The organism is Methanobrevibacter sp., from assembly GCF_017410345.1.
Classification (GTDB): domain Archaea; phylum Methanobacteriota; class Methanobacteria; order Methanobacteriales; family Methanobacteriaceae; genus Methanobrevibacter.
The window spans coordinates 1-25,721 of the sequence record NZ_JAFQQZ010000044.1 but is presented as its reverse complement, the minus strand read 5'-3'; the positions used below and the strand labels follow the sequence as shown (position 1 = coordinate 25,721).

Annotated in this window: 29 protein-coding genes; 13 read left to right on the top strand and 16 right to left on the bottom strand. The window is 33.2% G+C overall.

Annotated elements, in window-relative coordinates:
- Window positions 1-87: 87 nt before the first annotated feature.
- Window positions 88-549: a DUF2120 domain-containing protein gene (locus tag IJE13_RS05535; protein WP_292778078.1), complete on the bottom strand. Its 462-nt coding sequence runs from the start codon at window positions 547-549 to the stop codon at window positions 88-90.
- Between the two features lie 171 nt (window positions 550-720).
- Between IJE13_RS05535 and IJE13_RS05530 the strand changes: the two genes are divergently transcribed.
- From IJE13_RS05530 to IJE13_RS05520, 3 genes are all read left to right on the top strand, one after another.
- Window positions 721-1,053 carry a hypothetical protein gene (locus tag IJE13_RS05530; protein ID WP_292778075.1) on the top strand — a complete coding sequence of 111 codons (333 nt, stop codon included), beginning with the start codon at window positions 721-723 and terminating at the stop codon, window positions 1,051-1,053.
- 2 nt (window positions 1,054-1,055) lie between these two features.
- Window positions 1,056-2,225 carry a nucleotide disphospho-sugar-binding domain-containing protein gene (locus IJE13_RS05525; protein WP_292778071.1) on the top strand — a complete coding sequence of 390 codons (1,170 nt, stop codon included), beginning with the start codon at window positions 1,056-1,058 and terminating at the stop codon, window positions 2,223-2,225.
- A 70-nt stretch (window positions 2,226-2,295) separates the two neighbouring features.
- Complete coding sequence (locus IJE13_RS05520; protein WP_292778068.1) at window positions 2,296-2,568, top strand: zinc ribbon domain-containing protein; 273 nt, start codon at window positions 2,296-2,298, stop codon at window positions 2,566-2,568.
- Window positions 2,569-3,123: 555 nt separating this feature from the next.
- Here IJE13_RS05520 and mptA read toward each other — a convergent pair.
- From mptA to IJE13_RS05505, 3 genes are all read right to left on the bottom strand, one after another.
- Complete coding sequence (gene mptA / locus IJE13_RS05515; protein ID WP_292778066.1) at window positions 3,124-4,065, bottom strand: GTP cyclohydrolase MptA; 942 nt, start codon at window positions 4,063-4,065, stop codon at window positions 3,124-3,126.
- Between the two features lie 401 nt (window positions 4,066-4,466).
- Entirely contained in the window at window positions 4,467-4,946 is a 480-nt protein-coding gene (locus IJE13_RS05510; RefSeq protein WP_292778063.1) for an Lrp/AsnC family transcriptional regulator, read from the bottom strand.
- 379 nt (window positions 4,947-5,325) lie between these two features.
- Complete coding sequence (locus tag IJE13_RS05505; protein WP_292778061.1) at window positions 5,326-6,540, bottom strand: tRNA (guanine(10)-N(2))-dimethyltransferase; 1,215 nt, start codon at window positions 6,538-6,540, stop codon at window positions 5,326-5,328.
- 261 nt (window positions 6,541-6,801) lie between these two features.
- Here IJE13_RS05505 and IJE13_RS05500 point away from each other — a divergent pair, with 261 nt between their 5' ends.
- Window positions 6,802-7,899: a DegT/DnrJ/EryC1/StrS family aminotransferase gene (locus IJE13_RS05500; RefSeq protein WP_292778059.1), complete on the top strand. Its 1,098-nt coding sequence runs from the start codon at window positions 6,802-6,804 to the stop codon at window positions 7,897-7,899.
- 223 nt (window positions 7,900-8,122) lie between these two features.
- Here the strand turns inward: IJE13_RS05500 and IJE13_RS05495 are convergent, their stop codons facing one another.
- Window positions 8,123-8,893 (bottom strand): SDR family oxidoreductase, encoded by a 771-nt coding sequence (locus tag IJE13_RS05495; protein WP_292778057.1) that lies wholly within the window; start codon window positions 8,891-8,893, stop codon window positions 8,123-8,125.
- Between the two features lie 367 nt (window positions 8,894-9,260).
- Here IJE13_RS05495 and IJE13_RS05490 point away from each other — a divergent pair, with 367 nt between their 5' ends.
- Window positions 9,261-10,121, top strand: a complete 861-nt coding sequence (locus IJE13_RS05490; RefSeq protein ID WP_292778269.1) for a TIGR00269 family protein — start codon at window positions 9,261-9,263, stop codon at window positions 10,119-10,121.
- A 95-nt stretch (window positions 10,122-10,216) separates the two neighbouring features.
- Here the strand turns inward: IJE13_RS05490 and IJE13_RS05485 are convergent, their stop codons facing one another.
- From IJE13_RS05485 to comB, 5 genes are all read right to left on the bottom strand, one after another.
- The gene (locus IJE13_RS05485; protein ID WP_292778055.1) at window positions 10,217-11,158 is read right to left on the bottom strand and encodes a calcium/sodium antiporter; all 942 of its coding nucleotides are present in this window, start codon (window positions 11,156-11,158) and stop codon (window positions 10,217-10,219) included.
- 10 nt (window positions 11,159-11,168) lie between these two features.
- Window positions 11,169-12,509 (bottom strand): hemolysin family protein, encoded by a 1,341-nt coding sequence (locus tag IJE13_RS05480; RefSeq protein WP_366514852.1) that lies wholly within the window; start codon window positions 12,507-12,509, stop codon window positions 11,169-11,171.
- Window positions 12,510-12,656: 147 nt separating this feature from the next.
- The gene (locus IJE13_RS05475; RefSeq protein WP_292778051.1) at window positions 12,657-12,917 is read right to left on the bottom strand and encodes a DUF1922 domain-containing protein; all 261 of its coding nucleotides are present in this window, start codon (window positions 12,915-12,917) and stop codon (window positions 12,657-12,659) included.
- 42 nt (window positions 12,918-12,959) lie between these two features.
- Window positions 12,960-14,126, bottom strand: coding sequence for a TraB/GumN family protein (locus IJE13_RS05470; protein WP_292778049.1), 1,167 nt, complete (start codon window positions 14,124-14,126; stop codon window positions 12,960-12,962).
- Window positions 14,127-14,235: 109 nt separating this feature from the next.
- Window positions 14,236-14,979: a 2-phosphosulfolactate phosphatase gene (comB, locus tag IJE13_RS05465; RefSeq protein ID WP_292778047.1), complete on the bottom strand. Its 744-nt coding sequence runs from the start codon at window positions 14,977-14,979 to the stop codon at window positions 14,236-14,238.
- Window positions 14,980-15,079: 100 nt separating this feature from the next.
- Between comB and IJE13_RS05460 the strand changes: the two genes are divergently transcribed.
- Both IJE13_RS05460 and serS read left to right on the top strand, forming a co-directional pair.
- Window positions 15,080-15,709, top strand: coding sequence for a hypothetical protein (locus IJE13_RS05460; RefSeq protein WP_292778045.1), 630 nt, complete (start codon window positions 15,080-15,082; stop codon window positions 15,707-15,709).
- Between the two features lie 142 nt (window positions 15,710-15,851).
- Complete coding sequence (serS, locus tag IJE13_RS05455; RefSeq protein WP_292778043.1) at window positions 15,852-17,129, top strand: serine--tRNA ligase; 1,278 nt, start codon at window positions 15,852-15,854, stop codon at window positions 17,127-17,129.
- 143 nt (window positions 17,130-17,272) lie between these two features.
- Here serS and IJE13_RS05450 read toward each other — a convergent pair whose 3' ends face one another.
- Both IJE13_RS05450 and IJE13_RS05445 read right to left on the bottom strand, forming a co-directional pair.
- The gene (locus IJE13_RS05450; protein ID WP_292778041.1) at window positions 17,273-18,727 is read right to left on the bottom strand and encodes a sodium-dependent transporter; all 1,455 of its coding nucleotides are present in this window, start codon (window positions 18,725-18,727) and stop codon (window positions 17,273-17,275) included.
- A gap of 281 nt (window positions 18,728-19,008) precedes the next feature.
- Window positions 19,009-19,500, bottom strand: coding sequence for a DUF308 domain-containing protein (locus IJE13_RS05445; protein WP_292778039.1), 492 nt, complete (start codon window positions 19,498-19,500; stop codon window positions 19,009-19,011).
- Window positions 19,501-19,751: 251 nt separating this feature from the next.
- Between IJE13_RS05445 and IJE13_RS05440 the strand changes: the two genes are divergently transcribed.
- The 3 genes from IJE13_RS05440 (at window position 19,752) to IJE13_RS05430 (ending at window position 21,458) form a co-directional block, all read left to right on the top strand.
- Window positions 19,752-20,129, top strand: a complete 378-nt coding sequence (locus IJE13_RS05440; protein ID WP_292778038.1) for a hypothetical protein — start codon at window positions 19,752-19,754, stop codon at window positions 20,127-20,129.
- A 130-nt stretch (window positions 20,130-20,259) separates the two neighbouring features.
- On the top strand, window positions 20,260-20,847 hold the full coding sequence (locus IJE13_RS05435) for an aminotransferase class I/II-fold pyridoxal phosphate-dependent enzyme (RefSeq protein ID WP_292778037.1): 588 nt from the start codon (window positions 20,260-20,262) through the stop codon (window positions 20,845-20,847).
- A gap of 26 nt (window positions 20,848-20,873) precedes the next feature.
- Complete coding sequence (locus tag IJE13_RS05430) at window positions 20,874-21,458, top strand: hypothetical protein (RefSeq protein ID WP_292778036.1); 585 nt, start codon at window positions 20,874-20,876, stop codon at window positions 21,456-21,458.
- Between the two features lie 60 nt (window positions 21,459-21,518).
- On the opposite strand, the gene IJE13_RS05425 is transcribed toward IJE13_RS05430, so the two are convergent.
- Window positions 21,519-21,869 (bottom strand): arsenate reductase family protein, encoded by a 351-nt coding sequence (locus IJE13_RS05425; protein ID WP_292778033.1) that lies wholly within the window; start codon window positions 21,867-21,869, stop codon window positions 21,519-21,521.
- Window positions 21,870-22,040: 171 nt separating this feature from the next.
- On the opposite strand from IJE13_RS05425, the gene IJE13_RS05420 reads away from it, so the two are divergent.
- The 3 genes from IJE13_RS05420 to IJE13_RS05410 all read left to right on the top strand — a co-directional run bounded on the left by IJE13_RS05420 (window position 22,041) and on the right by IJE13_RS05410 (window position 24,026).
- Complete coding sequence (locus tag IJE13_RS05420) at window positions 22,041-22,499, top strand: flavodoxin (protein ID WP_292778029.1); 459 nt, start codon at window positions 22,041-22,043, stop codon at window positions 22,497-22,499.
- 57 nt (window positions 22,500-22,556) lie between these two features.
- Window positions 22,557-23,096 (top strand): glutathione peroxidase, encoded by a 540-nt coding sequence (locus tag IJE13_RS05415; protein WP_292778025.1) that lies wholly within the window; start codon window positions 22,557-22,559, stop codon window positions 23,094-23,096.
- Between the two features lie 132 nt (window positions 23,097-23,228).
- Window positions 23,229-24,026 (top strand): nitroreductase family protein, encoded by a 798-nt coding sequence (locus IJE13_RS05410; protein ID WP_292778023.1) that lies wholly within the window; start codon window positions 23,229-23,231, stop codon window positions 24,024-24,026.
- Window positions 24,027-24,084: 58 nt separating this feature from the next.
- Here IJE13_RS05410 and IJE13_RS05405 read toward each other — a convergent pair whose 3' ends face one another.
- From IJE13_RS05405 to IJE13_RS05395, 3 genes are read right to left on the bottom strand one after another with little or no spacing between them, the layout of a single operon-like run.
- Window positions 24,085-24,882 (bottom strand): DUF4013 domain-containing protein, encoded by a 798-nt coding sequence (locus tag IJE13_RS05405; RefSeq protein WP_292778019.1) that lies wholly within the window; start codon window positions 24,880-24,882, stop codon window positions 24,085-24,087.
- Between the two features lie 53 nt (window positions 24,883-24,935).
- Entirely contained in the window at window positions 24,936-25,304 is a 369-nt protein-coding gene (locus IJE13_RS05400) for a hypothetical protein (protein WP_292778017.1), read from the bottom strand.
- A gap of 54 nt (window positions 25,305-25,358) precedes the next feature.
- Entirely contained in the window at window positions 25,359-25,637 is a 279-nt protein-coding gene (locus IJE13_RS05395; RefSeq protein ID WP_292778014.1) for a hypothetical protein, read from the bottom strand.
- Window positions 25,638-25,721: the final 84 nt, after the last annotated feature.

Genomic DNA, 25,721 nt, shown 5'->3' with positions numbered 1-25,721 from the left:
CCAAGGTTTTCAAAGTCAATATTAGATAAATCAGACATTTTAACCAGTTTTTTATTATTTGTTTTAATTAAGAATTAAAATTATATCTTATATCATTTCAGTATCAGCTTCTCCTCTCTCAGAAGCGGTTACTTCAACATATAATGGTCCGAATCCGGATTTGTCTTTCCAGATTGCTACAAATGCACCTACATTAGGCATTAGGAACAATTTGTACTCCACATTCAAACCCATAGCTTCCAATTGCTCTTTCATTTTAAGTATTCCTCCATTATCAGGTGCGGTATCGGCAGCTTCTGTATCTCTGATATAGGAGTCTACCTTTTCTACAAATGCTTTGCCGTCATCTGACATGACATCCGCTTCTTCCGCTTGGAGGATATCCTTGACTTCTGCCAATTTGGCTTCCATTTCATCAATTTCGATTGGGTCACGGCTGATTCCTCTTACAATGACAACATGTTCTCCATGAAATGCTGGTCTGGAACCTTTATATGCGTTGAAATGACCTATAATCTGCCCTGTAGTTCTTAGTAATATTTCTGACATAAAATCACTTGTTATTTTAAATTGATTATTTTAATTTATTTTTTATATATCTTATTTTTAATTTAGATAGTATATATATTTTACAAAATAATATATAACATGAAATCAATATATGTTTTATCGGATTTTTTAAAGAATTAAAATCAATTAATTTTAAAGGGGGGCGAAATAATGGAATTAGATAAAAAATATGTATTTCACATACCTATCTATAAGTTCTTGAAAATGGGCTTGATTCCTATAGAATATGAAGAGATTCTTGATGTGCTGATTGATCGATTAAATCAAAATGGCTATGATAGCTTATATATTACTGAAGTGAAGGGATTTTATAAATCCAGAGAGTTTGATGAGCTGTTGATAACTATTTTCACTTCATCATATGATAGTTTACCGGAATCCATATTTGAATGCTGGTTTATAGAAAATAATGATGTATTGGAGCAAGAGGCTTTTGCTTATGAATGCAATAATTCAATGTTTGTAAAAGAGATTATGGTGTAAATATGAGAGTATTGGTTGGTTCAATGTCTGCAATGGCGGAAACCGCTGGTCCTTCCGGTAGAGCTAGGCTGCTCGTTGAACATTTTAGGGATGCAGGTATTGAAGTTGCCACTTGTATGGCAGAAGATGTGAATTATAAGCCAATTGATGGAGTCAAGAACTATTATCTTGAAGTCCCTATGCCACTTGGGCTTCCTAAAGCCATTGCCAGTAGAACATTTCCTATGGCTCAGAAATTGGGAATCATTGAAAGGAAGAATGTAGGGAGCTTTGAGGATGTCTTGCATTTTACAGGAAATATTGATTATAATTATTTAGTAAAAAGTGTTCAGAATATGCAAGATGCCATTAAGGATTTCAATCCGGATATTGTCTATTCGGAGTTCAATATGTCTGCAATTATTGCTTCAAAACTTGAGAATAAGCCATTATATTCAACTGTAAGCTATCCGACACAGACTGAATATGCCTCCAGTCCAAAGTATGCCAAAGGGCTGAAGAAGTTTTTAAAGGAAAATGACCTTCCAGAAGTTGATTCATCATTGGATCTTTTCAAGTGGGCAGATGAGTCATTCGTTCCAAGCATTCATGAACTGGAACCGTTTGATAAGGATAATGTGACTTTTTGTGGAACTTGGAAAGATGTGGAGTTTAATGAAGACGATTATTCTGATGATGATAGGAACGTCATATTGGTTTATATGGGAAACGGAACCATTTCACCAAATAAGATGCTCAATGAAGTTAAAGATGCCTTTATTGATAGCAAATATGAGGTTTACATTGCTTCTTTAGGACTTGAAAAGCAGGATTATAATAATATTCATGTTGACAATCGCTGGGATTTTTCCAAACTGCTTAAGAATGCTGTATTGTTCATAAATCATGGCGGTCAAAATAGCGTAATAGATGGCCTGATATATGGAGTTCCCCAATTGATATGTCCTGGACGAGTGTTTGAACGTATTTATAATGGCCGATCTGTTGAAAAGGCAGGTTCTGGTAAAGTATTGGGAATTGATGAGTTTAAAAGCGATATCATAAAATCTGAAAGTGAAAAACTGATAAATGATTCTATTTTTAGAGAAAACGCTCTCCAAATTGGAGAAAAACTGAAATCACTTAATGGAATTGATTCCATTTTGGAAATCATGAATCAGAATACTTTATAAATGCTCTTTCGAAAATTATAATATTGGTAAGATTCAATAGATATAAGTATAAATTTAGGAAAAAGATATTATGGAAAATTTTGAAAATCAGAAATTTTGTCAATCATGTGCAATGCCTATGACCGAAGAGCTTTATGGAACCAATGCAGACGGATCCAAAAATGAGGATTACTGCATCTACTGCTTTAAGGATGGTGAATTCACTTCCGATATGACTATGGAAGAAATGATTGCATTCTGCAGTGAAAAGATGGTGGAAGTTCATCCGGAAATGAACATTGAAGAAGCTTCTAAAATGATGAATGAAGTATTTCCTCAATTGAAAAGATGGGCAAAGGATTAAATTTTATTATTTAATTCTTTGATTTTTACTATTTTTTAGATATTTATGCGTAATATCTTAAGTTATTAGGATATTTAACCATTATTTCATTAATGATTTTAGCTTCGTCGGAGTAAGTCTTAATGAAAGAAAGATAAGACAGATATGAAACACCGACTGAAATTAAAATTAATATTAAACTTATTATTAGAATAGTACTCATAATTTTTTCCCCCAATTTTTTTAAGTGAAATTAATTTTGCTTACTCTTTTATCTATTAAAACGATTATATAAAGGTTTTCGAATGCAAGTACTTACTTGCATACTTAAATCATGAAATGGGGGATGGAAATTTATTTTTTAATAAAATTAGTTCAATCTATTCACTGGTCATTAATTGTTTTGATAAAATTAGTTTAATAAACCTTATATTGACTAGGTCTATTAAATATTAAAAATAGTTCTTATTTTTATTATCTTATTTTTTAGTATATTAAGCAAATAAGCAATATTTGCATGTGTTTAAAAAGAAAAAATAAAGTTTGGATTAAGTCCATTGACTTAATGAAAACTTCTTATTCTAAATTAAGTTCCTCTTTAAGGGAACCTAAAGTTGAAACTTTTTCTGCATAAGCATTGTGTCTGTGAATACTTTCATGGTTTTCCTGTCTTGTAGTGATCAATGTGTCATCAGGCAAGTATGAAAATGCCTCAACGATCTTTTCATTCATTGTCCTTACACAATCCTCTACGAATACAGGATTCTTGTGAGCATTCATTACAACTGCATTTTCATCAGGACGTTTTAAAAGTTCTGAAATAGGGGAACTCATGGAGGATTCAATGATTTCAATCAATTTCTCACCATCGATGTATTCCTTTTCAGGAACTTCTATCAAGATTGTTCCTTCTCCTCTTTGGTTGTGAGAAGCGAAAGTTACAGTATCCAATACTTTTTGACAGGTCTCTTCATCTAAGAATTTCAATAAATTGCTCTTATCAACTTCCCTTACAGATTCCTGTGCACATGGACAGACAGTCATTCCAAGAACTTGAGCTCCAATGGCTTTTCTGATGGAAATGGATCCGTCATCGTTTCTGATACCAACAGCATGAGCTATTAGCTTAGCCATTTCCTGTGACCTATTGTCGGTTACTGGAGACTCTTTCATGAACATGTAGTCACTGGTCATGTTCACTTCAACACGTTTAGCGTATTCGTGCTTTTCAAGCATCCTGGTGACGATTTCAGCACAAAGTGATTCGACACCTGTTGTGGAACTAGTAGCAACCTCATCAACAACTTCACTGATAGCTTCAGGAGTTCTAGACATATGTGTACCTTTTTGAGTGCTTGGCAAATCTACAAAAGCATCAAAAGTAGGTAGCAATATGATTGGTCTTTTTTCTTTTCTATTAATAGTTAAAAGTTTTTTGACGCCAGTAACGCCTACTCTACTTAAGTGAATAGGGATACGTGGTTCATCATCTTGTGTGTCTGGGAGACAAACTACCATTTTTGTTTACCTTCTTTATAATTGATAAAAATAAAAAATTTTTACTTTATTCTAAAAGTTTTTAGAATTAACTTTTTTATTTTTTCTATAATTACAATAATATAATTGTATATTTATATATTTTTTGATTAATTTAATAAAATTTTCTATATTAAATTGTTTTAAAATTGCATTTTGCCAATCCATTAGTAAAATTAGCTTGAAATATTTGGATTCTTGAAAACACTTATGATATTTTCAATTAAAAAAAGTCCATAAAATTAACTTCAAGAATTTAAAATGAATAAAAAAGGAGTTAAAAAAAGGGGTTGAATAATAATTAAAATAATTTTATAATCTTAAAAAGGGGTTTAATATAAAATTATTTAATTACTATCATTTAAATTTGAATGCACTTAAGATTAAAGGATATTGGCGGATCCAATATCTTCTTTAACGATATTAAGTACAGTTTGTGTAATTGTCTTTTCAATACAACCGGATTTAAGCAATTCTTTAAGGAATTTGTCCAATTCATCAGTATCTTTGAATTTTGCAATTACAATTGCATCGTATTGGCCGGTAACGTCATAAAGGCCTACAACATTCTTGTTGTTTGAGATTTCAGCTTCCCAAGCTTCAAGTTCCTGACCTTTTACGTTGACGCCGATAATGCTGGTAAGTGCATAGCCTAATTTCTTATGGTTTAAAACTGGTGCGAATTTTTCAATGACACCGGATTTAAGCATTTTATCGATACGATTGTGTACAGTTCCTACAGAAATTCCTAAATCACGTGATATCTGTCTGTATGAAATTCTAACGTCATCGTTGATAATCTTTAGAATTTTGATATCAGTTTCATCTAATTTGATTATTTCATCATTCTTTTTTGCACACATATTTTCACTTTTTGAGTTTTTATTGAATTGCAATTCTATAGGGGTTTTAATCATTGCAACTAGTTTCGTGTTTATAGGTTAAAACCATATTAATATAACATACTTATTTTTGTAATAATTTATATATAAAACTTTTCTTATTTTTCTTATTTTTTTCTAATTTTTGATAAATTTTATTTTTATTTGTTTATTTTATTGATTATCAAATATTTTTTAAAATAAATTTTATTTTAATTATTTAAAGTATATTTTACTAATAATTTGTTCGTATATTCCAATTTAAGAAATTCTTTTTTATTATAATCTCATTTTCTTGGATAAAATCCCTTAAAAACTTTCAATCTTTTATATTATACTTAATTGAGTTTAGTTTCAATTTCTATTCAGCCAATTCCTTTATAATATCCATCAATTCCTCATTGCTTGCATCGGTCTTTATTCCAAGAGGACTGTAATGTGTCTTAACTGCAACGAATCCTTTTTCTTTCAGGCTGTCAAATACCTTGTCAAACTTAGGTGCGCTGATCTTCAATACTCTGCAGACCTTGTGGATATCATAGAATGTGCTTGGTGCATTTGCCTCTATCTTGCATGAATTCAATAGCTTCAAGACCTTGTCCTTTTGATTAAGCTCCTTTTCCTCAGCTATTTCAATCATTGAATCTATAAACTCCTCATTTTGGATAGGTCCCAGCCACATTGGGCCAGCTGCAATCAGCTTTTCACCACATACCGGACAGAATTCAGGGGTGCTGCTTGCAAGGCCTTTGTATTCCTCTCTATATAGGCAATCTCTGCAATGTGCAATATATCCAATGTTCTTCAATGATTCGTCTGTCGCTTTTGAGCCTTTTCTTACCTTCAGATAGGTTCTCATGTAATGCTCGCTACTGTGGGACATCTTCACTTCAATGTATTTCTGATATTTTGCAAGGGTCAATGCTGCAAATCCAATGAGAATCCTGATTCCGTTTTCATGACAGTATTCGCTCTTGTATGGCTGTGCATTGTATTTCCTGATGCATGGCTCTTCGTATGTTCCACAAAGGCATGAAGTGTCTGTTGCAGTTAGGCAAAGAAGTGAATCCCTTTTTAGATTGTATCCTGCAGAATCCACAAATGGTGAAGGGGTTCCGAATGGATCGATGTCAATTACATCAAACCTTCCCATATTGCTTCGCAGTTCGTTGTTCGCTTCCTTTTGGTCTATTTCAACTTCAACTTCATTCAGCTCTGCATTGATTCTGGTGAATTCATTTGCAAGGGGGCTGATGTCGTTTATTGCAACATCACCGACACCATCGATTTCCTTCTTATAGCGGATTCCTCTGATTCCGCTTCCTCCAAAGAGATCGCAGATGTTTATTTCCCTATCAACTTCCCTTTGGTATGCCTGAAGTGCAAGAATTGAGTTGTCCCTATTGAATTCCATTCTTGGATTATAGAAGACGGGAGCATCTGATGAAACCTTGTCAAAGTCAGGGAATTTTATCTTCACTTCACCCTCTTCGATGACCTTGAGTTCATCCTCCCTATACTCCTTGATTTCTATATTGTAATCATTTTGATAATTATTATTTTGATTATTATCCATATTTTCTGTCCTTTTTAAATTTTCATTTGCTTTTAAAATTCTTTTAATTTAATATTCTTATAAATATTTATTTTTCATTTTATTTAAATAAATTTAAGAATTATAATAAAACTAATATAATACAAAGTATAAATAGACTATTATAAACTATTTAACTACAAAAAATCTTAGAAATAATTAATTTTCATATTAAAAAATATTAAAATTTCATTGAAATAAGTTTTAATTAAAACAATTGTTTTATTCATTATAGGTGAAAATATGGCAGACATTAAAGTTTCAATAGCTAGTCCTGTTATTGAAGAGGAAGAGATAAATGCAGTAATTGATGTAATGAAATCAGGTATGATTGCACAGGGACCGAAAGTAATTGAATTTGAAGAGGAATTTGCAAAATATGTAGGTGCAAAGTATGGAATTGCCACCAATTCAGGAACTTCCGCATTGCATGTGGCTGTCTTGGCTGCAGGAATCGGCGAAGGTGATGAAGTGATTACCAGTCCGTTCACATTTGCAGCTACCGGTAACTCCATTCTATTCACTGGCGCAAAACCTGTCTTTGTAGATATCGACCCTGAAACATTTACTTTAGACCCTGCAAAAATCGAAGAGGCAATCACTGACAAGACAAAAGCCATTATGCCTGTTCAATTGTATGGACAATCTGCAGATATGGACGCCATAATGAAAATTGCAAAGGAACATGATTTGATTGTGATTGAAGATGCCGCTCAAGCCCATGGTGCCGAATACAATGGTGTCAAGGTAGGCAATCTTGGAGACATGGCCTGTTTCAGTTTCTATCCTACCAAGAACATGACAACCAGTGAAGGCGGTATGATCACCACAAACAATGAGGAATTTGCAGAAAACGCAAAGGTATACAGGGCTCACGGTTCTGCCACCAAATACCATCATGACGTATTGGGATACAACTTCAGGATGACTGACATTGGAGCGGCCATTGGTATTGAACAGCTTAAGAAAATAGATTCCTTCAATGAAAAGAGAATTGCAAATGCAAAATACCTTAATGAAGGTTTGAAGGGCATTGATGGAATTGAAACCCCTATTGTAAAGGATGGCTACAAGCATGTTTACCACCAATACACAATTAAGGTCAAGGATGGAAAAAGAGATGAGCTCTCTGATTTCTTGATTGAAAATGGCATTGGAAATGGTATCTATTATCCAATTCCTCTCTATAATCAAGTCCTATACACCAATATGGGCTATGATCAAGCTCTTCCAGTAACTGATGAGATTGTTGAAGAGGTATTGTCACTTCCTATTCATGCAAAGCTCACTCAAGAAGACTTGGATTTAATCATTAAGGCAATTAAAGAATTCTTTGAATAGTTTTCTTTAATTTTTTTTACTTTTTTTTTTAATCTTTATAAAATGAGAGAATAGTTTTTTTTTTAATTATTGTAAAAAGAGAATATATTTATTTTTTAAATTTTTTTAAAAGGAGAATATTTTAGCAAGACTATTTTAGAATAATCCTACTAAAATATTAAATGGTTTTTCTATTTCCATCTAAAGACTGGAATTAGCTTTTTGAAAATAATATTCAATAATTTTAGATAGCAGTCCATCCGCCGTCAATGTTAATCAATTGGCCGGTACAGAAACTGGATGCATCAGATGCCAAGTAAATTGCGATTCCATCTAATTCTCCTTCTTTACCCCATCTGCCCATTGGACAGAATGCTTTGATTAACATATCAAATTGTTCATCGCCAACAACATCTGCGGTCAATTCGGATTCGAAGTATGCAGGACCGATTGCGTTTACAGTAATGTTGTATGGAGCCCATTCAGCTGCTAATGTTTTGGTAAGGTTGTATACTCCACCTTTTGCAGCGGTATATCCGGTAATTAATCCACCAGTCAATGCTACTCTGGAGTGGATGGAACCCATGTTGATGATCTTACCGTATTCTTGTTTGACCATATATTCTCCGAATGCTTTGCAGCAGTAGAATACACCGGTCAAGTCGATTGCAATGTCTTTGTCCCATTCTTCAACAGGTTGTTCAACTACAGGAGCCATGTATCCTCTACCTGCACAGTTTACAAGGATGTCAACTCTTCCGAATTTGTCAATGATGTTTTTAGCAGCAGCTTCAACATTTGCATAGTCTGTTACGTCAACAACTTCGTAGTCTGCTTCTACTCCGTATGTTTCTTTGATTTCTGCAACGTTTTCTTTTAATCTTTCTTCTCTTCTTGCTAAGAGAATGACTTTAGCGCCTTGGTCAGCATATGCTTTACCGATTTGGAATCCTAAACCTGATGATCCACCAGTGATTACAGCTACTTTATCTTTGATATCAAAATAGTTTTTCATTTATAACACCTCGTTGAATAATAATATTCTTCACAATTTAGAGAAAAATCTAATAATATGTGATAAAAATATTATATTCGTTATGGGAAAGTTTATTGAACAATAAATATAAAAGTTTCTTTTAGATTGAAAAAAATATTATAATACTTTTAAAAAATTGAATATAATGATAAAATTTAATCATTATGTTAAAAGTTTCTTGTTTTGATAATTTTTTCATGTGATGATAATGAGTGATTAGAAGAAGGATCAATAAATTCTAAAAGATCACTCTCCCAATCATAGTTTAGTTTTTATACTTTGTATGATAAAAGATTTAATAGAAAAACTTTTTTTAGAAGATAATATAATTTAATTTTTAAGTGGTATCATGAGTTTGAATAAAGATGAATTCAATGAAAAGATTTTCAGCAGAATAGACAAGTTGATTGATGATTATCAATTGATCAAATCTGGTGAAAAGATAGCTATTGCCTTATCTGGAGGTAAGGATAGCGTATTGACTCTTCATGCACTTAAGAATTATCAAGACAATGCTGATTTTGACTTTGAGCTTGTAGCCATCTCAGTTGATGAAGGGATAGAAGGATACCGTCAGCATGGAATCGATGCTGCAGTAAGCAATGCAAAGCTTTTGGATGTTCCATTAATTCAAAAATCCTTTAAGGATGAGGAAGGATTTGCATTGGATGACATTTATTCCTATTTCAAAAGCGCATGCATTCCTTGTGGTGTCTTCAGACGTAATATTCTAAATAAGACTGCTTATGAAATAGGTGCAGATAAGATAGCTACTGGACATAATCTTGATGATGAGATCCAATCATTTTTGATGAGCTTTTCAAGAGGGGATACTGTAAAGTTCTCTAAATTCGGTCCGGAGCTTGATCAGATTCATGAAAAGCTGGTTCCAAGAATCAAGCCATTATGGAACACACCAGAAAAAGAGGTTGGCATGTGGGCAATTCTAAATGGAATAGAGATTCATTTGGATGAATGTCCTTATTCAAACCTTTCTCTAAGGGCTAAGATTAAAGAGTTTTTAAACAATACAGAGTCCACGCATCCTGGAACAAAACAGAATGTATTGAATTCATTTATCAAAACACTTGATGTTGAGAATGTCAGAACAGTTCTAAATGAATGTGAAAGATGTGGAGAGCCAACATCAGCTAAGATTTGTAAAGCTTGTGAAATAAAGGATATTGTTAATGAAAATAAAAAATAAAATTAGAAATTGTTGTTTAAGAATAAATTTCAAAAAATAGGATAGAAAAGGTTTTGATCAAACTTTTGCGAGCCGAAGGCAAGTAAAAGTTTGGATTAATTTCTTAAAATAACAAATGCCATATAGAGTATGAATAAGGCAACCAATACTGCTCCTTCTTTTTTATCCACTTCATTTTTAGTATAGGCGAATGCTGCACCAATGATTGTAATTACAGTCATCAATCCTATATCAGATATCATTTCCGCTTCAATTGGCAAAGGCATTATTGCACTGCTGATACCTAAAATAAATAGGATATTGAAAATGCTTGATCCAAGCACATTACCGATTACAATACCATTATCTCCTTTTTTAAGAGCAGTAACAGATGTAACAAGCTCAGGTAGAGATGTTCCTATTGCAACAATGGTAAGACCAATGAGCACATCGCTTAATCCGAATGTACTTGCAATGAAGCTTGCACCATCTACAACCAAATCGGAACCGATTATGATGCCTGCAATACCAATGATGATGTAAAGGAATGCTTTTGGTATTGAAAGCTTCACTTCAATCTCTTCAGACATGGCTTCCTTGTCCTGTCTTGCCTCTTGGACAAGAACATAAACATAAGCAATGATAATGATAAGGAAGATTATTCCGCAGAGTCTGCTAAGCTCTCCAAAGATGATAGCTATTGCAAGCAGGCCTATTGTTGAAATAACTAAAAATGGGAAATCTCTTTTAATTAGAATCTTATCTACGGTTAATGTTCCGACCAATGCGGAAACACCGACAACAGCTAAAATATTGAAGATGTTACTACCAATAACGTTTCCTAATGAAATTGCATTGGTTCCAGCGAATGCTGAGGTAATGGAAACTGCAGCTTCAGGTGCGCTTGTACCGAATGCGACTATTGTCAATCCAACGATTATTGTAGGAATCTTCAAATTGTAGGCTACATTACTTGCACCATCTACAAATACGTCCGCACCTTTAATCAAAAGCACAAATCCTATGATAAGTAAAATGATTTGAATGATAAGTTCCATCTTTCATCCCCTAGTCTTCATCGCTTTCTAAGTCTAACTTATTAGCATCCTCTTCGTTGACTGTTACCAAGATCTTATCGATATGGTTTGCATCCATATCAACTATTTCAAAGGTAAACTTGCCTTCATGGAATATTTCACCAGTGTCCGGAATCTTTCCTGCGTGTGAAAGGATGAATCCTGCAATGGTTGTATAACCATCTTCCACTTCATTAGGCATTTCCTTTTCAATCTCAAATAAGTCCTTAAAGTCTTCAATGGAGAACCTTCCATCAATCAACCATGAATTGTCTTTTCTCTCAATCGCTTTAGGATCATCTTCCTCATCGATACCAGGAATATCCCCTACGATTCCTTCAAGAAGGTCGTTTAAGGTAATGAGTCCCACAACACTTCCGAATTCATCCACAACAAGAACCATATGAACATATTCTCTGTTTTCCTTGAACTCTTGAAGCAAGTCCATTGAAAGCATATTCTCAGGAACGACCAATGGGGATTTGACGCTTTCCTTAATGTCAACATCATTTCCTGAAAAGATTTCACTTAACAAGTCCTTTGCCTGAACAACACCAATGAAGTCATCCAATTCTCCATCGGCTACAGGGAAGATAGATCTTTTACTTTCAATGATTCTTTCCTTGTTCTCTTCCAAGTCATCTTCCAAGTCCAGCCAGATGATTTCACTTCTTGGAGTCATTATCATATCCACTTTTTGGTCATCCAAACGGAACACTCTTTTAATGATCTCTTCTTCCTCTTCAGCTATTGTTCCGTCTTCAATACCCTCTTCAATAAGAAGCTTGACTTCCTCTTCAGTGACAAGGTCTTCCTTTGGTTTGGAGCCAACAATTCTTAAAGCGAGATTAGTGGAACTGTCAAGCAATTTTACAACTGGCTTGCAGATCAATGAACTTATTTTCATGAATTTTGCGGTTTTCAAGGAATATCCTTCAGGGTCATTCAATGCCATTCTTTTAGGTACGATTTCACCAATCAAGATTGTAAAGTATGTGGTTACAAGAATAACGAATATGAAGCTTAATTGGTAACTGTAAGGTATGTATGGGCTTAAGAAATTACCTAAAGGTTCAGAAAAAGTAGTTCCGCCGATTGCCCCTGTGATAATTGCAGTAAAGGTTATACCTACTTGAACGGTAGATAAGAAGTCACTGATATTATCCATAAAGCCTAAAACAGCGGCCGCTCTTTTATCTCCATCGTCTGCGATTTTTTGCATTCTGATTCTTCTTGTGGATACCACTGCAATTTCTGCAAGGGAGAAAAGTCCATTGAGCACGATTAAAATTATTATTACTAAAATTTCAATTCCTATAATTATCGAGTCCATTTCCATTAAGTCCTTAAAAGATTATATTTTTAAAAATAATTTTTTTATAATTCTATTTATAAATTTAATGTTTTTTGAGCAATTTAATCACGATTTTCTTATGATTTTATAACAATTTCATTATAATTTCTTTGATTGATTAGAATATTATAATTCCTTCATTTTTCTATCCAATTGATTGAGAAACTTATTGTTCTTGAATTCCTCTGCAGTGCTGAATACGGATTCTCCGTAAATTTCCTCTTGCATCTTCTGCACCACATATATTGCATCTTCTGCAGTTTCCACTTTTTGAAGGATTCTGCGGCTTTTTACCTTGATTGTCTTTCCGCATGGACATTTTCTGGTAGCGACTCCTTTTTTTGCATACAATACCCTTCCGCAGTCGCATCTAAATATTAAATACATCTAAATAACCTCATTTAGGAAAAAATTCAAATTAATTAATTTTTATCCTCCAAATAATTTCATGAACAATGGAATAAACACTTGTGATGGCAATATGATGAGTGTTGCAATGCTCACTCCAATGTTTGTTCCAACAACCACAAGCAAAATCCTAATGATATTATTGTTCCATAAATCCCTAAAGCTTTCTATCTTGCCTAAATTATTGATGTCCTGTCTTCTCACCCTTCTGAATTTGGCTTCTGCAAGTCCTGAAAACCATCCTGCAGCAAGCAATGGGTGAATGATGGTAAGTGGAGCGACAAGTCCTCCGATGATGGCTGATTGGATTTTGGATCCTGAGACGATTGAACCTATGAAACCCATTATCATGCTGATTACAATGAACTGTGCAATGTCCCCTTCTATGTGAATTCCATTCATCCAAGCAAGAAAAAATATCACGACAAATGAGATTGGAATCAATGCCAAAATGATTTTAAGCCAAGGAATTCCTCCTTTGCTGTTCATATCATTCAGTTCTCTATAGCTTGGTATGGTTTCTGGATTGTCAAGAAAACTGATTATTCCTTCCCTGTGTCCTGCACCTACAACAGCTATTACCTTATCTTCCGGAATGTTCAATATTCCCTTTGCAAGATAAGCGTCCCTTTCCTTAACAAGTGCGTTGTATGCTCCAGGTGAGATTTCCTTGAAGTATTCCATGGCCTGGTCAATATTGGCCTGCTGTTTCAACTCTTCAATGTCCAGTTCCTCTTCATCTGAGGAGAATACTGAGGCGACAATTCCATACAGGAACTTCAGTTTTTCCCAAGCGCTCATGCTGTTCAATACCCTTTGCAAAGTGACATTGATGTCTCTGTCAATGAGTGCGATTCTGCAGCCGATCTCTTCTGAGGCTTCAATTGCAGAAACCATTTCGGCACCCGGCTTGATGTCCACATCCTCACCGATCTTATTTTGCATATAGGAAAGGATTGTTGTGACCAGGAAAACCCCTACCTTGTTTTCCTTGATGATTTCAGTGATATGGATTGAGTCATCTTCCACGATACCGTTTCTCTCATTCATCAATCTTTGGTATCGTCCTCTATCCAATTCAATGGCCACCACATCAGGCTGGTCTTCCAAAATGGCTGCCCTTACTTCATCGGCACTATCTTGAGACACATGTGCGGTTCCTATAATCTTTAAACATTCTCTAATCATTAGATTCCTTCTTTATAAAATTTCTTTATGAATTATTGTTTTTCATTACTATATTAATTATATTAGTTATGCTTATAAACTTTGTGTAAATGGGATTATGATTTTCAATTTATTCCTGATTTTCATATAGTGTGATTTTTCCATCCTTATAGATTCCAACATTTTCACTTATATTGATTTTCACACATAGATTGACATCATCCTCATATCCCAAATATGCAAGACGACGTCCTGATTTTGATTTTATGGAGACTTTCTCTACCTTTTCCTTGTCTCTGCTTGCCAATATGGCTGAAAGCGCATATTCTGTTATGCCTGTTTCCTCTTCATAGTAGGCTATGTCATCGATATTCAATTTATTTTCCTCTTCCAATTCCTTTTGGATCCAATAAATTATTTCACCTGCTGCCAAGAAGTCCTCTATTGCAAATGTTCTTTCAAATCCTCCCATGACGATTTCAATGTGCTCTCTTGCAAGCTTGCATGCTGCCTTTGCACAGGCCTTTGCATTGACAAATGATCCAATCAGAACGATTTCAGATTCCATATTTTCCAACACCCTTATTCCATTTGTTGTTGTAAGAACCAAGGAATCCTTTTCACCATTATATGCTTTCATTTCACCAGGTGAATTTCCAAGTTCAAACCCTTCAATTGTTCTACCGGTCCTCTCCCCTGCCAATGCAGCATCTTTTTCCTTAGCAATTTCCATTGCTTCCTCTGGAGTGTATACCGGATAGATATCCTTGAATTTATCCAGAGCAAAAATCATTGTGCTGCTTGCCCTTAACGCATCAACCATAATGGATAGGTCTTTTGATGAACCTTTTTCAAAACTTAAACTTACCTTCACTTTCAAGCCTCTAATTCTATGCTTAACTAATATAATTTTTATATTTTGTAATATATAATATTTAATAAGTATTAAGTTCTATTTTTATTAGAGGAATATTATGATAGTTGTTACAACTCCAATGTGCAGGCAGATAGTGGAATGGGCAGGACTTGAAGACTTTAAGGTAAACAGGTTCCCAGATGAGGAAGAAGGGGATTTTGCCATTTTGCTTTCTGAAAGCAAGGTGAAAATGGATTCATTAGCCATCAGAATAAATACATTCAGTCAAATCAAGGAAAGCATTAAAACAGTGTCCGATTATCTTTTTGAAAAGAATTTGATTGAAAAAGCAATTGATTGTGAAGAGATTGAAGTCATTTTTAATGATTATAAGGATGATGTTGAATATGCTCTTTTTGATGAAGAGGAATTTGATAAAATAAGAGAACTCAATAAGGATAAAAAAGTAAAGGTCTATTCAGAGTTCTTAAAGGACATAGTTTCAGATATTGGAGCAAATGTAATCGATTTCAAATATGATAAAGATGGCAATGATGAAGATAATTCTGATTTGGATTATGGCTATTTGGTTTATCCTGACTATTTGGAGGAAGAAGTCTTAAAAAGGGAAGATCTTGAAGATGACACTAAAAGATTCATAAGGATATTAAGTCATAATAACATTTCCAAAGACCCGATTTTGAAAGCCGAATCAAGATATTCCTTTTTAATCAATGAATTAAAATAATCTCAATCAATCAAAATAATTATTAAATAAGAAAAATATATTAGTTTATAGTAAAATTTTTTTTAAAAAAATTTATTCAATTTAATAAAAATTATCAAATTATAATTATTAATCATTTATTCATTTAGAAGGAGAATAAAAATTGCTAGACATTAAATTATTCAGAGAAAACCCTGATTTGATATTTGACTCTGAGGAGAAAAGGTTCAGAAGCACAGAAAATGCTGAAAAGGTTATTGAATATGACACCTTATGGAGAGAAGGTGAAAGGAGATTAAACTCATTAAGGGCAGAGAAAAACAAGTTATCCAAATCATTCAAAAAAGCTAAGCAGGAAGGCAATATGGAGGAAGTCATTGCCAAAAGTAAGGCGGTGGCAGATGAAATAAAGGAATTGAATGCCAAAAATGCAGAATACCTTGAGCTTAGGGATGATTACAGATACAAAGTTGGAAACATCATCGATGAGGATGTTCCTGTTTCAGACACTGAAGATGACAATGTGGTTGTAAGGACTGTTGGAGAATTGACTGAATTTGATTTTGAGCCTTTAAACCACGTGGACTTGATTGAAAAGATCGATGGTGCAGACATTGAAACTGCAGCAAGCATTGCAGGTGCAAGATTCTACTACTTGAAAAGAGACATATTGCATCTCAATTTAGCTTTGATTCAATTTGCATTGAACGAGCTTGAAGGAGAAGGGTACATTCCTATGCAAACTCCTTTCTTTGTAAAGAGTGAAGTTGCAGCTGAGACTTCAGAGCTCGGTGAGTTTGAAGAGACCTTATATAAGGTAGAAAATGAGGACTTATACTTGATTGCAACTGCTGAACAGACACTTGCAGCTCTTCACAGGGACGAAATCATCAATCCTGAAGACTTGCCTTTAAGATACTGTGCGCTTTCCACCTGCTTTAGAAAAGAGGCAGGATCCCATGGAAAGGACACTTTAGGAATCTTTAGGGTTCACCAGTTTGAAAAGATTGAACAGTTCATTTTCTCAAATCCTGAAGAGAGCAAGAATGAGCATAAGAGACTCTTGGAAGTCACTGAAAGCATCTATAAGAAATTAGGTCTTCCATATCAGATTGTGGCTATTGTTTCATCTGCATTGAATGACAATGCAGCCATCAAGTATGACCTTGAGGCATGGTTCCCAGGTTCAGGTGCATTCAGGGAATTGGTGTCCTGTACCAATTGTGGCGATTATCAAGCAAGAAAGACCAAGACCAGAGTCGGTAGGGCAGGATCTGGAGACGCTCAAACATTGCACACATTAAACAGTACAGCTATTGCTACTGAAAGAACCATATGTTGCATTTTGGAAAACTATCAGCAAGCGGATGGAAGTGTAAAGGTCCCAGAGGTCTTAGTGCCTTATATGGGAGGAAAAACAGTTATTGAAGCAAAAGAATAATTTTATTCTTTTACTTTTTTTATTATTTTTTTCAGTATTTTTTTAGTCAAATACTTTTTTTATTTTCTTAATTTTAAGTATATTTTAGTTCATTGCTATTTTTATCTATTTTAATTTTATTTATCTTTTTTTCAAATCTTTTTTCAGTCATTTTTTGGATTGACTTTAACGAAGAATACTGACAATCCAATAACAATCAATGTGATTAAAAGATAAATTCCTATCTTAAACCCGTCAACATTGTAGATTAAGTTGTAAATTCCTATAATCCACATTATAATCAGCATCAATGGAAGCAGATATTTAAGAACAAATTTCCATTTTCTTCCAACCTTAATGGTGGAGTTTTCATTTAGAACGGCAGTTATCTCATCCATATCCAAATATCTGGTAAATATTATTGCCTGTATTGCTATCAGAATCAAAATTCCAAATTCATTGACAAAAGTGTCAACAATCTCAACCAGATAGCTGCTTATTCCTGTTGAGAAGAATAATGAACAGACACATGCAATAATGACTAGAACGGTAACTCCTTTTTTACGGGACCAATTGAGCTTGTCACAGACTGAAGACAATAGCGGTTCGAACAATGCAAGTGATGAGGTGAATCCTGCAAATAATATGGACAGCATCAATAATGGAGCTATTATTCTGCCGATAGGTCCCATTACTGCAAAGACTTCCGGAAGAACGATGAAAATCAAACCGGTTCCTTCACTTATCAATTCTGTTATAGGAATTGAGCTTGTCACAGACATGTATCCCAATATGGAGAATATTCCTATGGCAACAAATATTTCATATAGGCAGTTTGCAACAACGACCATAAAGACATCGTCAATCAATCTGGATTCTTTGGATAGGTAGCTTGCATAGGTATATACCATGGCTTGGCCTATGCTTAATGAAAATATTATTTGGGCAAATGCAGCAAGCCAAATGTTCACATCAAGAAGGGCCAGCCAGTTAGGCTTCAATAAAGTGGCCAATCCCAATTCAAATCCAGGCAATGTAAATGAGTAAATGAGGATGAATGACATTATAATGAAGAGAAGTGGCATTAGAACTTTTGATGCTCTGCCGATTCCTTTATCAACATCCCTGTTTGAAACAAGCCAGAACAAGGCCCATAATATTATGATGGCAATGAAGGTAGGCAATATTACAGAACCGATTCCACTAAGATTGGAGGATCCTCCGACATTTGTGGTGAAAAAGAGTGATGGGTCATTTCCCCATCCGAATGTAAAGCTGTTAATCAGATAAATGAAATCCCAACTTAAAATGACCATATAGTAAATTGCAACAATGAATACAAAGAGCACCAATGCCCATGCGACAATCTCAAATCTTGGGTCGATGTCATATAAAAGCTTTGAAAAGCTCTTTTTGAATTTAAATCCAAGTCCGTACTCTAAAATCAGGAACGGTATTCCCATAACTGCGATGGCAATCAAATAGGGGATGAAGAATGATCCTCCTCCATTGGTATAGAATACATAACTGAAACGCCAAATATTGCCGATACCAATTGTAAGGCCAATCATTGCAAATAAAAATGTTGCTATTGAACCCCATCCGGAATTTTCATTCATCTAATACACTACCTTATGATAATTTATACAAAATCAGTTTTAACTAAGTTGAATTTGCTTATTTTACTTATAAAGATAGTATATGTCTTTTTTTATATATTTTTTTATGAATTTTTGAACATTTTTAAGAAATATATGAACAAAATGAAAAACCGTTATTAAAAAATTTCTAAAAAAAATATATGAACAAATAAAAATAATTATTTTGCGAAAAAAAAAAATAGAATAAAAAATCAAAAAAAAAAGAAAATGAAGAATAATTATTCTTCAAAATTAGTCTCTTAGTATTCATCAGCATGCAAGTATCCGGATACTCCATAAGCCACTAATGCAATACCTAAAATGATGGTAATCAATACAGGATTGTTTGCTGCAAACATTGCAATCAATAAAATGACTATTCCTAATACCAAGCAGATTATAGAGCCGGTTCTTTGAATGGCCGGACCGCCAAGCAACCCCATTACACCAACAATAACCATCATGAATCCTACTATATAGAATTGCAATCCTACCAGGAAGGCAATTGCATTTGTTCCAAAGATGAATGCCAATCCTAAGATGATCATTACCACTCCAAATATTGCTGCAATGGTTGAAAAAGCAGGGGAAATCTCTTTTGAGATGATTCCTGTATAAGCCAATGCAATACCGAATATCAATACTGCAGCACCAATTAGAATGGAAATTAAATTGGAACTGAATATTGGGAATATGATGAATATTAAACCAATGATTATTGAGATAATTGCTAAAATCTTATTTGATTCCATTATTTTCACCTCATTTACATTTAATTGTTTTATATTCTATTTATTTATGTATATAAAAATTATTATCTTAACTTAATTTGTTATTATTCTTTTAAATTTTATATTCTTTTATAATGGTCATATAATTATCTATTAAGTCTAAAATCAAATCATAATGTATATATTTAAAATTAAACAAATTTTAGTTTAGATAATAATTTTCGGATGTTTATTATCAAAGCAAAGTGATTTAAATATGTGAGGTTTTTAAGATGAGTATTTTAGATACTTGGAATGAATGGGATATGAATAAAAAGGCAATTGTCATTATAGTTGCTTTCTTTATTTTAGCGGCAATCTTATTACTTGCCCTTGGAGGCATAGGCTCTGGGACACAATTAAAAGTTAATTATGATGGGCAATGGCAAGGTATTGTTCAAAATGATGATACAGTTAAAGTAATAGTAGGGCATGGAGATCAAATTATTGATTTAGACTTTAATGGTAGTGAAAAAATTAATGTCCAAGTTTCAAAACAAGATGGCAGTTCAGATGTTTTAAATGTCCAAGTCGTTAAACATGGTGAAGTTGTACAAGAGCAAAGTTCTTTTTTACCATATGGATTTGTTTCTTTTATAGTTAAACCATAATTTTAAAAATGGATGTTTCATTTTAAAATTTAAAATTTATTTTTTATCATTTTTTTTTTAATTTCTATTATTGTTTAGTTTATTAATTAAAGACTAATATAATTAACAATTTCTCATTAGGAGATTATTTATGAAATACAATTTTGAATCTATTATTGATAGGAAAAACACCAATTCACTGAAATGGGATTTGTTTGATGATGAATATCCAATGTGGGTTGCAGATATGGATTTCTATGCCTCTCCACTCATTTATGAATCAGTCAGTAGAAAAGCCAAGCATGGAGTTTATGCTTATTCCTTTGTAAATGAGGAGGTATTTGATTCCTATATCAATTGGTGGAAAAGATATGGTCTTTCAATGAAAAAGGAGGAATTACTGTTTGCAACTGGAGTAATGCCTTTAATAACAAGCATTATTCGTGCCTTTTCAGATGAGGGGGATAATGTCTTAATCCAAACACCAGTTTATCATGATTTCTTTTATGTGATTGAGAATAATAATAGAAACGTGGTGGAAAATCAATTGATTTACAATCCTGACTCTGAAGATGTGGAAACCGCTTATGCAATTGATTTTGATGACTTGGAAGAGAAATTCAAAAATCCAAAGACTAAATTGATGTTATTATGTAATCCTCATAATCCTATTGGTAGAATCTGGGATAAGGAGACTCTAGAAAAAATAGCTATTTTGGCAAAAGAGAATGAGTCATAGTCGTATCGGATGAGATTCATTGTGATTTGACAGATCCTGATTTAAAATATGTTCCGTTTGCATCCTTAGATGATGAATTGTCCGATAACAGCATTAATTGCATTTCTCCAAGCAAGACATTTAACATTGCTGGGCTTCAAAGTTCTGCGGTCTTCACCAGAAGCAAAGAGCTTTATGAAGTTCTTGAAAGGCAATTGTCAATTGATTGCTTCAATCAGCCGAACATATTCTCCATTGACGCTACAATTGCAGCGTATAAAAGTGAAGATTGGCTAAACGAGCTAAAAGAAGTATTATTTGACAATAAGATGATTGTGGATGATTTTTTAAGAAGTGAGATTCCTGAAATCAAATTGGTTCCCGCCAATGCAACCTATCTCTTATGGCTGGATTGCAGTGATTTGAATAAAAATTTTGAAAATGGAGAATTTTCCAATGCATTGTCCGAATTCTTAAGGAAGGAAGTCAGTTTATTCCTGTCTCCAGGAGTTCAATTAGGTCAAAATGGAGACAATTTCCTAAGAATGAACATTGCATGCCCTGAAGAATTACTGGTTGAAGGATTAAATGCATTAAAAGAGGGAATTGAAAAATTCAAAATAAGAAAATAAGATACAAATTTAAGAAAAATAGAAAAATTTTTAAAAAAAAGTAAAAAGGGGATAAGTTAATTACTTTAACTTCTCTTCCCACTCTTTTTGCCTAAATCCAGTAAGGCAGATAGATTCAGTCTCTATTATTGGACGCTTTACAAGCATGCCTTCACTAGCTAAAAGATTCAATTGCTCTTCTTCACTCATGTCGGTCAACTTGTCTTTTAATTGCATCTCCCTGTAAATTCCGCCACTGGTATTGAAGAACCTCTTGAGGGGAAGTCCGCTTTTCTCATATAATGCCTTCAATTGGTCGTAGTCAGGATTGTCTTCAACGATATGCTGCTCGTCGTATTCGAATCCGTTTTCATCCAACCATTTCTTGGCCTTTCTGCATGTGCTGCATTTCGGATAGTAAATAAATAACATTCTTTAACCTCTTTTCAAATATTTTAAAAGTAATTTTTAGTTAATTAATTCTTTAATTTTCATATTTTATATAATTAATTTTTTATATTTTGAAAATTAAAAGATTATATGATTTTATTAAAAAATTATTTCAATCAAATCAATTAAATTTATTTTAAAAATGGTGATATCATGAGTGTTTTAGTCGCTTATTATTCAAGATCAAACGTTACAAAGAAATTGGCGGAAGCTATTGCAAGAGAAACTGGTGCGGATATTGAAGAAATCGTATCCAAAGTCAATTATGATGGTAAAATAGGTTATATGCGTGGTGGAAAGGATGCCATTTCAGAAAAGATCATTGATTTGGAAGCTTTGGAATTCGACCCTTCAGATTATGACTTGGTTTATTTGGGCGTTCCTGTATGGGCAGGAAAGGCTGCAAACCCTATGATTTCATATATTAAACAGAATGAAGGCAAGTTCAATGATGTGAAATTCTTTGTGACTGCCGGGGGTTCTGGATTTGAGGGCACTTTTGCACAAATGGAAAAGTATGTTGGTAAGGCTCCCTTAAAGACATTGGCACTTACTACAAAGGAAGTAAAACGTGATGAATTCAGTGAGGAACTCTCTTCATTTATAGAATAACTTTTATTATTCTTTTTATTTCAGATTTTCATTCAAATAAAAAACAAAGGTGAAAAGATGTCAATTTATGATTTTGAAGTAAAGGACACTGCAGGAAATATGGTATCCTTAAAGGATTTTGAGGGACAAGTATTGTTAATTGTTAATTCAGCAACCAAATGTGGGTTCACTCCACAGTATAATGAATTGACTCAAATCTTCAATGAATTTAAGGATGAGGGATTCACCATCTTGGATTTTCCATGCAATCAATTTGGCCAGCAGGCTCCTGGAACTGGAGAGGAAATTGCTGAAAGCTGCCGTGTTGACTTTTTAGTTCAATACCCAATCTTTGAAAAGATTGAAGTGAATGGTGAAAATGAAGAGCCTTTATATGCCTATCTTAAAAGTGAACAGGGATTCAAAGGATTTACAGGTGAAAAAGCCGAATTGATGGATGGCATATTAAAACAGATTGATGAGGATTATATGAATAATCCAAACATCAAATGGAATTTCACTAAATTCTTGGTTGACCGTGAAGGAAATGTAGTCCAAAGATTCGAACCTACTGAAAGTTTGGATGATGTAAAGGCAAGAATTGAAGAATTATTATAAATTTCAACTTTTTTTATTTTATTTTTTGTAAAAAGAGTTAGTTGTTTTTCATAAATTTTTAAAAATTTTTGTATTGACAAAACTTAATCAATTTTAAATATTTTAATTAAAATAGCATTTACCAGTGATTAAATGAAATTAAACATCAACACAGAAACTTGTTCTGGATGTAAATTATGTGAAATGGTTTGTATTAGGGATAATATAGCTATTGTTGATAAAAAGGCAGTGGAAGTCGATAATGGGGACTGTTTTGATTGTGGGCATTGTTTAGCAATTTGTCCAACTAATTCTATTTCTCTAAAGGTATTTGAAAATCAGAAGAGTCGGGTTATTGATTATAACCCTAAGGAAATTCCAGTATCCAGTGAAGATTTTCTTGATTTATTAAAGCAGCGTAGAAGCATTCGCTGGTTTAAGAAGAAAAAAATAGATGATGAAACATTTGATAAGCTATTTGAAGCTGCCTATTACAGTCCAAGTGCTCAAAATGCACAGGATGTTGAATTTGTAGTGATGGATGAGAAATTGGATGAATTCATGCATTTGGTCTATGATATAATCAGTGTTGAAGAAGAAAAATTCTTTAGAATAAAGCAATTTGGAGAGTATCTTAGAGGTGAGGGAAACTATAAGAATCACCCGCTTCTTTGGGAAGGCCATCAGATGATTCTGTCTTTTTCAAATAGCCAGGCAAATGCTCTTATTGCAAATGCAAGGATTGAATTATTGGCTTATACAATGGGGCTTGGAGGATTCTATTCCTTATTCACTCTTAAGGCTGATGAATTGAATCATGATAAGCTGATGGAATTCTTCCCTGAAATAGATTCAAATAAGCATATGTATTCCGCTTTTGTAATCGGTTATCCAAGAGTAAAATACAAAAGGACAGTTCCTCATAAAAAAATAGATGTTTATTATAAATAATTATTTTAACTTAATTGTTTACAATTTTATTGCTTGTTTTTATCTTAATTTAAACTTATTATTCCAAATATTCTTTTTCGGATGATTTTAATTTTTTATCCTTCTCAGCGTATACTCTTCTTAGATTCAAGGAGATCAGTCTTTTTGTAGATATTAAACTAATCGGAGCCAAAAAGAAAGTCAGGATTGAAATGCCAATTTCAAAAAGGGTTAGGCCACCTTCTGTAATGTCAACAAAACCGCTCACTACAAAGATTTGGCCTATGACAGCACAGATGAAAATTGTAAAGACATCTTTTGCGCCAATGTCCTTCATCAAGCCGAAGATTTCCTTGTAGTGAAAAGCCTTAATGAACTTTCCCTTACTTTCATATCTATTAAGAAGAGCCCCTACCAAGACCAAATAAACAAAATTGAATAATATGAAAAATACAATTGCCAAAGGAATATCATCTGCAAGGAAATAGGATTTTGCATGCTTAAGCAGAAGTGTCATCACAATACCATAAATTACAACGATGCAATATTTCTTAAACCCTTCCCAAACTAATTTTTTGATTTTATTTAATTTAGGGGGCTTGTTTTCTCCCAATAATCCTTTATAGACTATCTTTGACCCATATCCCATTTCCAGAAATAATAAAATAACAGAAATGATTAAAATGATTGTATTTGAATTAAAATAGTTGGGAATAAGACTTTCTAAAATAGAAATTGCCAAATCTATTTTGCTAAGATTAGCCTTGTTTGAAATGGTAATGGCAAACATTAAGGTCCCTATTATGATAAGGTTTTTCCAATCTATAAAGGGATATCTTATTGCATCTTTTAATTCATTTTTAAATAGGTCTAACATGTTTATCAGGCATAATTAAATTGTGGGCATGAAAATTGCTTAAGCAAATCAAATCATAGGGTTAATTTAACGGAAAGACAGGAAAATCCTTGTTCAATCTCAGATGAAACTGAAAGTTGATTGAATTTAGGGAATGATTTTCTGACATGTTCAAGGATTCTAAAGTCTATATAGATTTCAGTGACATAAAACTCAAATCCATCAGTAAAGTAGTAGGTAGGCTTTCTGCATTTGAGTTTGGCGCCATAGAAGAAATCTTCAAGTCTGTTCTCCAAATCCCATTTTTCGTTTTCAGTCAATTCCTTTCCATTGATGTAATCGATTATATCATCTTCCAACCCATCTTCAATGGGATAAAGTCTCAAATCGTTTTCCATCTCTTCCAATTGCTTGTATAATTCTTCCTTATCTAATTCTACCATTATGTCACCGTTCTTAGATTCTTAAAAATAGATATATAAATATTGGTGTAAAATTTATTTAAATTTTTTTAATATTTGTCTTATTTCTTTTTTACTAGGTTTAAATAGTGTGCGTATATAACTTTGCTGTTCTAATGAAAAAACGCATACAAAGGTTTCAAACTCTATGTTAGAAAGAGAGTTTATATAATTCTGTATATTTAATAGTAATGTTAAGCTATGTTTTATATATGCTTTTTCTTTTCTGCTTTTTCCAGAAGCAATTCCACCACGTCTTCCCATTTCTTTAGCATTTAATTTAGTAAATGGTTTTAAGTTTTCTGTATTTGCCATTTTAAAAACTCCTATGTATAATTTTTAAAAAGAAGCGGAGTAGAAAAGTATATTTTATGTGTTGATTTGTGCTTGAAATGTTGA

What these genes read in the sequence shown, in the direction of transcription:
- IJE13_RS05535 (WP_292778078.1), bottom strand. Translation starts at nt 549, where the DNA reads ATGTCAGAAATATTACTAAGAACTACAGGGCAGATTATAGGTCATTTC.
- IJE13_RS05450 (WP_292778041.1), bottom strand. Translation starts at nt 18,727, where the DNA reads ATGAATGAAAATTCCGGATGGGGTTCAATAGCAACATTTTTATTTGCA.
- IJE13_RS05405 (WP_292778019.1), bottom strand. Translation starts at nt 24,882, where the DNA reads ATGTTAGACCTATTTAAAAATGAATTAAAAGATGCAATAAGATATCCC.
- IJE13_RS05440 (WP_292778038.1), top strand. Translation starts at nt 19,752, where the DNA reads ATGAGTATTTTAGATACTTGGAATGAATGGGATATGAATAAAAAGGCA.
- mptA (WP_292778066.1), bottom strand. Translation starts at nt 4,065, where the DNA reads ATGGTAGTTTGTCTCCCAGACACACAAGATGATGAACCACGTATCCCT.
- IJE13_RS05500 (WP_292778059.1), top strand. Translation starts at nt 6,802, where the DNA reads ATGGCAGACATTAAAGTTTCAATAGCTAGTCCTGTTATTGAAGAGGAA.
- IJE13_RS05400 (WP_292778017.1), bottom strand. Translation starts at nt 25,304, where the DNA reads ATGGTAGAATTAGATAAGGAAGAATTATACAAGCAATTGGAAGAGATG.
- IJE13_RS05470 (WP_292778049.1), bottom strand. Translation starts at nt 14,126, where the DNA reads ATGATTAGAGAATGTTTAAAGATTATAGGAACCGCACATGTGTCTCAA.
- IJE13_RS05435 (WP_292778037.1), top strand. Translation starts at nt 20,260, where the DNA reads ATGAAATACAATTTTGAATCTATTATTGATAGGAAAAACACCAATTCA.
- IJE13_RS05475 (WP_292778051.1), bottom strand. Translation starts at nt 12,917, where the DNA reads ATGTATTTAATATTTAGATGCGACTGCGGAAGGGTATTGTATGCAAAA.
- IJE13_RS05495 (WP_292778057.1), bottom strand. Translation starts at nt 8,893, where the DNA reads ATGAAAAACTATTTTGATATCAAAGATAAAGTAGCTGTAATCACTGGT.
- IJE13_RS05480 (WP_366514852.1), bottom strand. Translation starts at nt 12,509, where the DNA reads ATGGACTCGATAATTATAGGAATTGAAATTTTAGTAATAATAATTTTA.
- IJE13_RS05445 (WP_292778039.1), bottom strand. Translation starts at nt 19,500, where the DNA reads ATGGAATCAAATAAGATTTTAGCAATTATCTCAATAATCATTGGTTTA.
- IJE13_RS05530 (WP_292778075.1), top strand. Translation starts at nt 721, where the DNA reads ATGGAATTAGATAAAAAATATGTATTTCACATACCTATCTATAAGTTC.
- IJE13_RS05420 (WP_292778029.1), top strand. Translation starts at nt 22,041, where the DNA reads ATGAGTGTTTTAGTCGCTTATTATTCAAGATCAAACGTTACAAAGAAA.
- IJE13_RS05485 (WP_292778055.1), bottom strand. Translation starts at nt 11,158, where the DNA reads ATGGAACTTATCATTCAAATCATTTTACTTATCATAGGATTTGTGCTT.
- IJE13_RS05505 (WP_292778061.1), bottom strand. Translation starts at nt 6,540, where the DNA reads ATGGATAATAATCAAAATAATAATTATCAAAATGATTACAATATAGAA.
- IJE13_RS05510 (WP_292778063.1), bottom strand. Translation starts at nt 4,946, where the DNA reads ATGTGTGCAAAAAAGAATGATGAAATAATCAAATTAGATGAAACTGAT.
- IJE13_RS05425 (WP_292778033.1), bottom strand. Translation starts at nt 21,869, where the DNA reads ATGTTATTTATTTACTATCCGAAATGCAGCACATGCAGAAAGGCCAAG.
- IJE13_RS05395 (WP_292778014.1), bottom strand. Translation starts at nt 25,637, where the DNA reads ATGGCAAATACAGAAAACTTAAAACCATTTACTAAATTAAATGCTAAA.
- IJE13_RS05460 (WP_292778045.1), top strand. Translation starts at nt 15,080, where the DNA reads ATGATAGTTGTTACAACTCCAATGTGCAGGCAGATAGTGGAATGGGCA.
- IJE13_RS05520 (WP_292778068.1), top strand. Translation starts at nt 2,296, where the DNA reads ATGGAAAATTTTGAAAATCAGAAATTTTGTCAATCATGTGCAATGCCT.
- IJE13_RS05415 (WP_292778025.1), top strand. Translation starts at nt 22,557, where the DNA reads ATGTCAATTTATGATTTTGAAGTAAAGGACACTGCAGGAAATATGGTA.
- IJE13_RS05525 (WP_292778071.1), top strand. Translation starts at nt 1,056, where the DNA reads ATGAGAGTATTGGTTGGTTCAATGTCTGCAATGGCGGAAACCGCTGGT.
- IJE13_RS05410 (WP_292778023.1), top strand. Translation starts at nt 23,229, where the DNA reads ATGAAATTAAACATCAACACAGAAACTTGTTCTGGATGTAAATTATGT.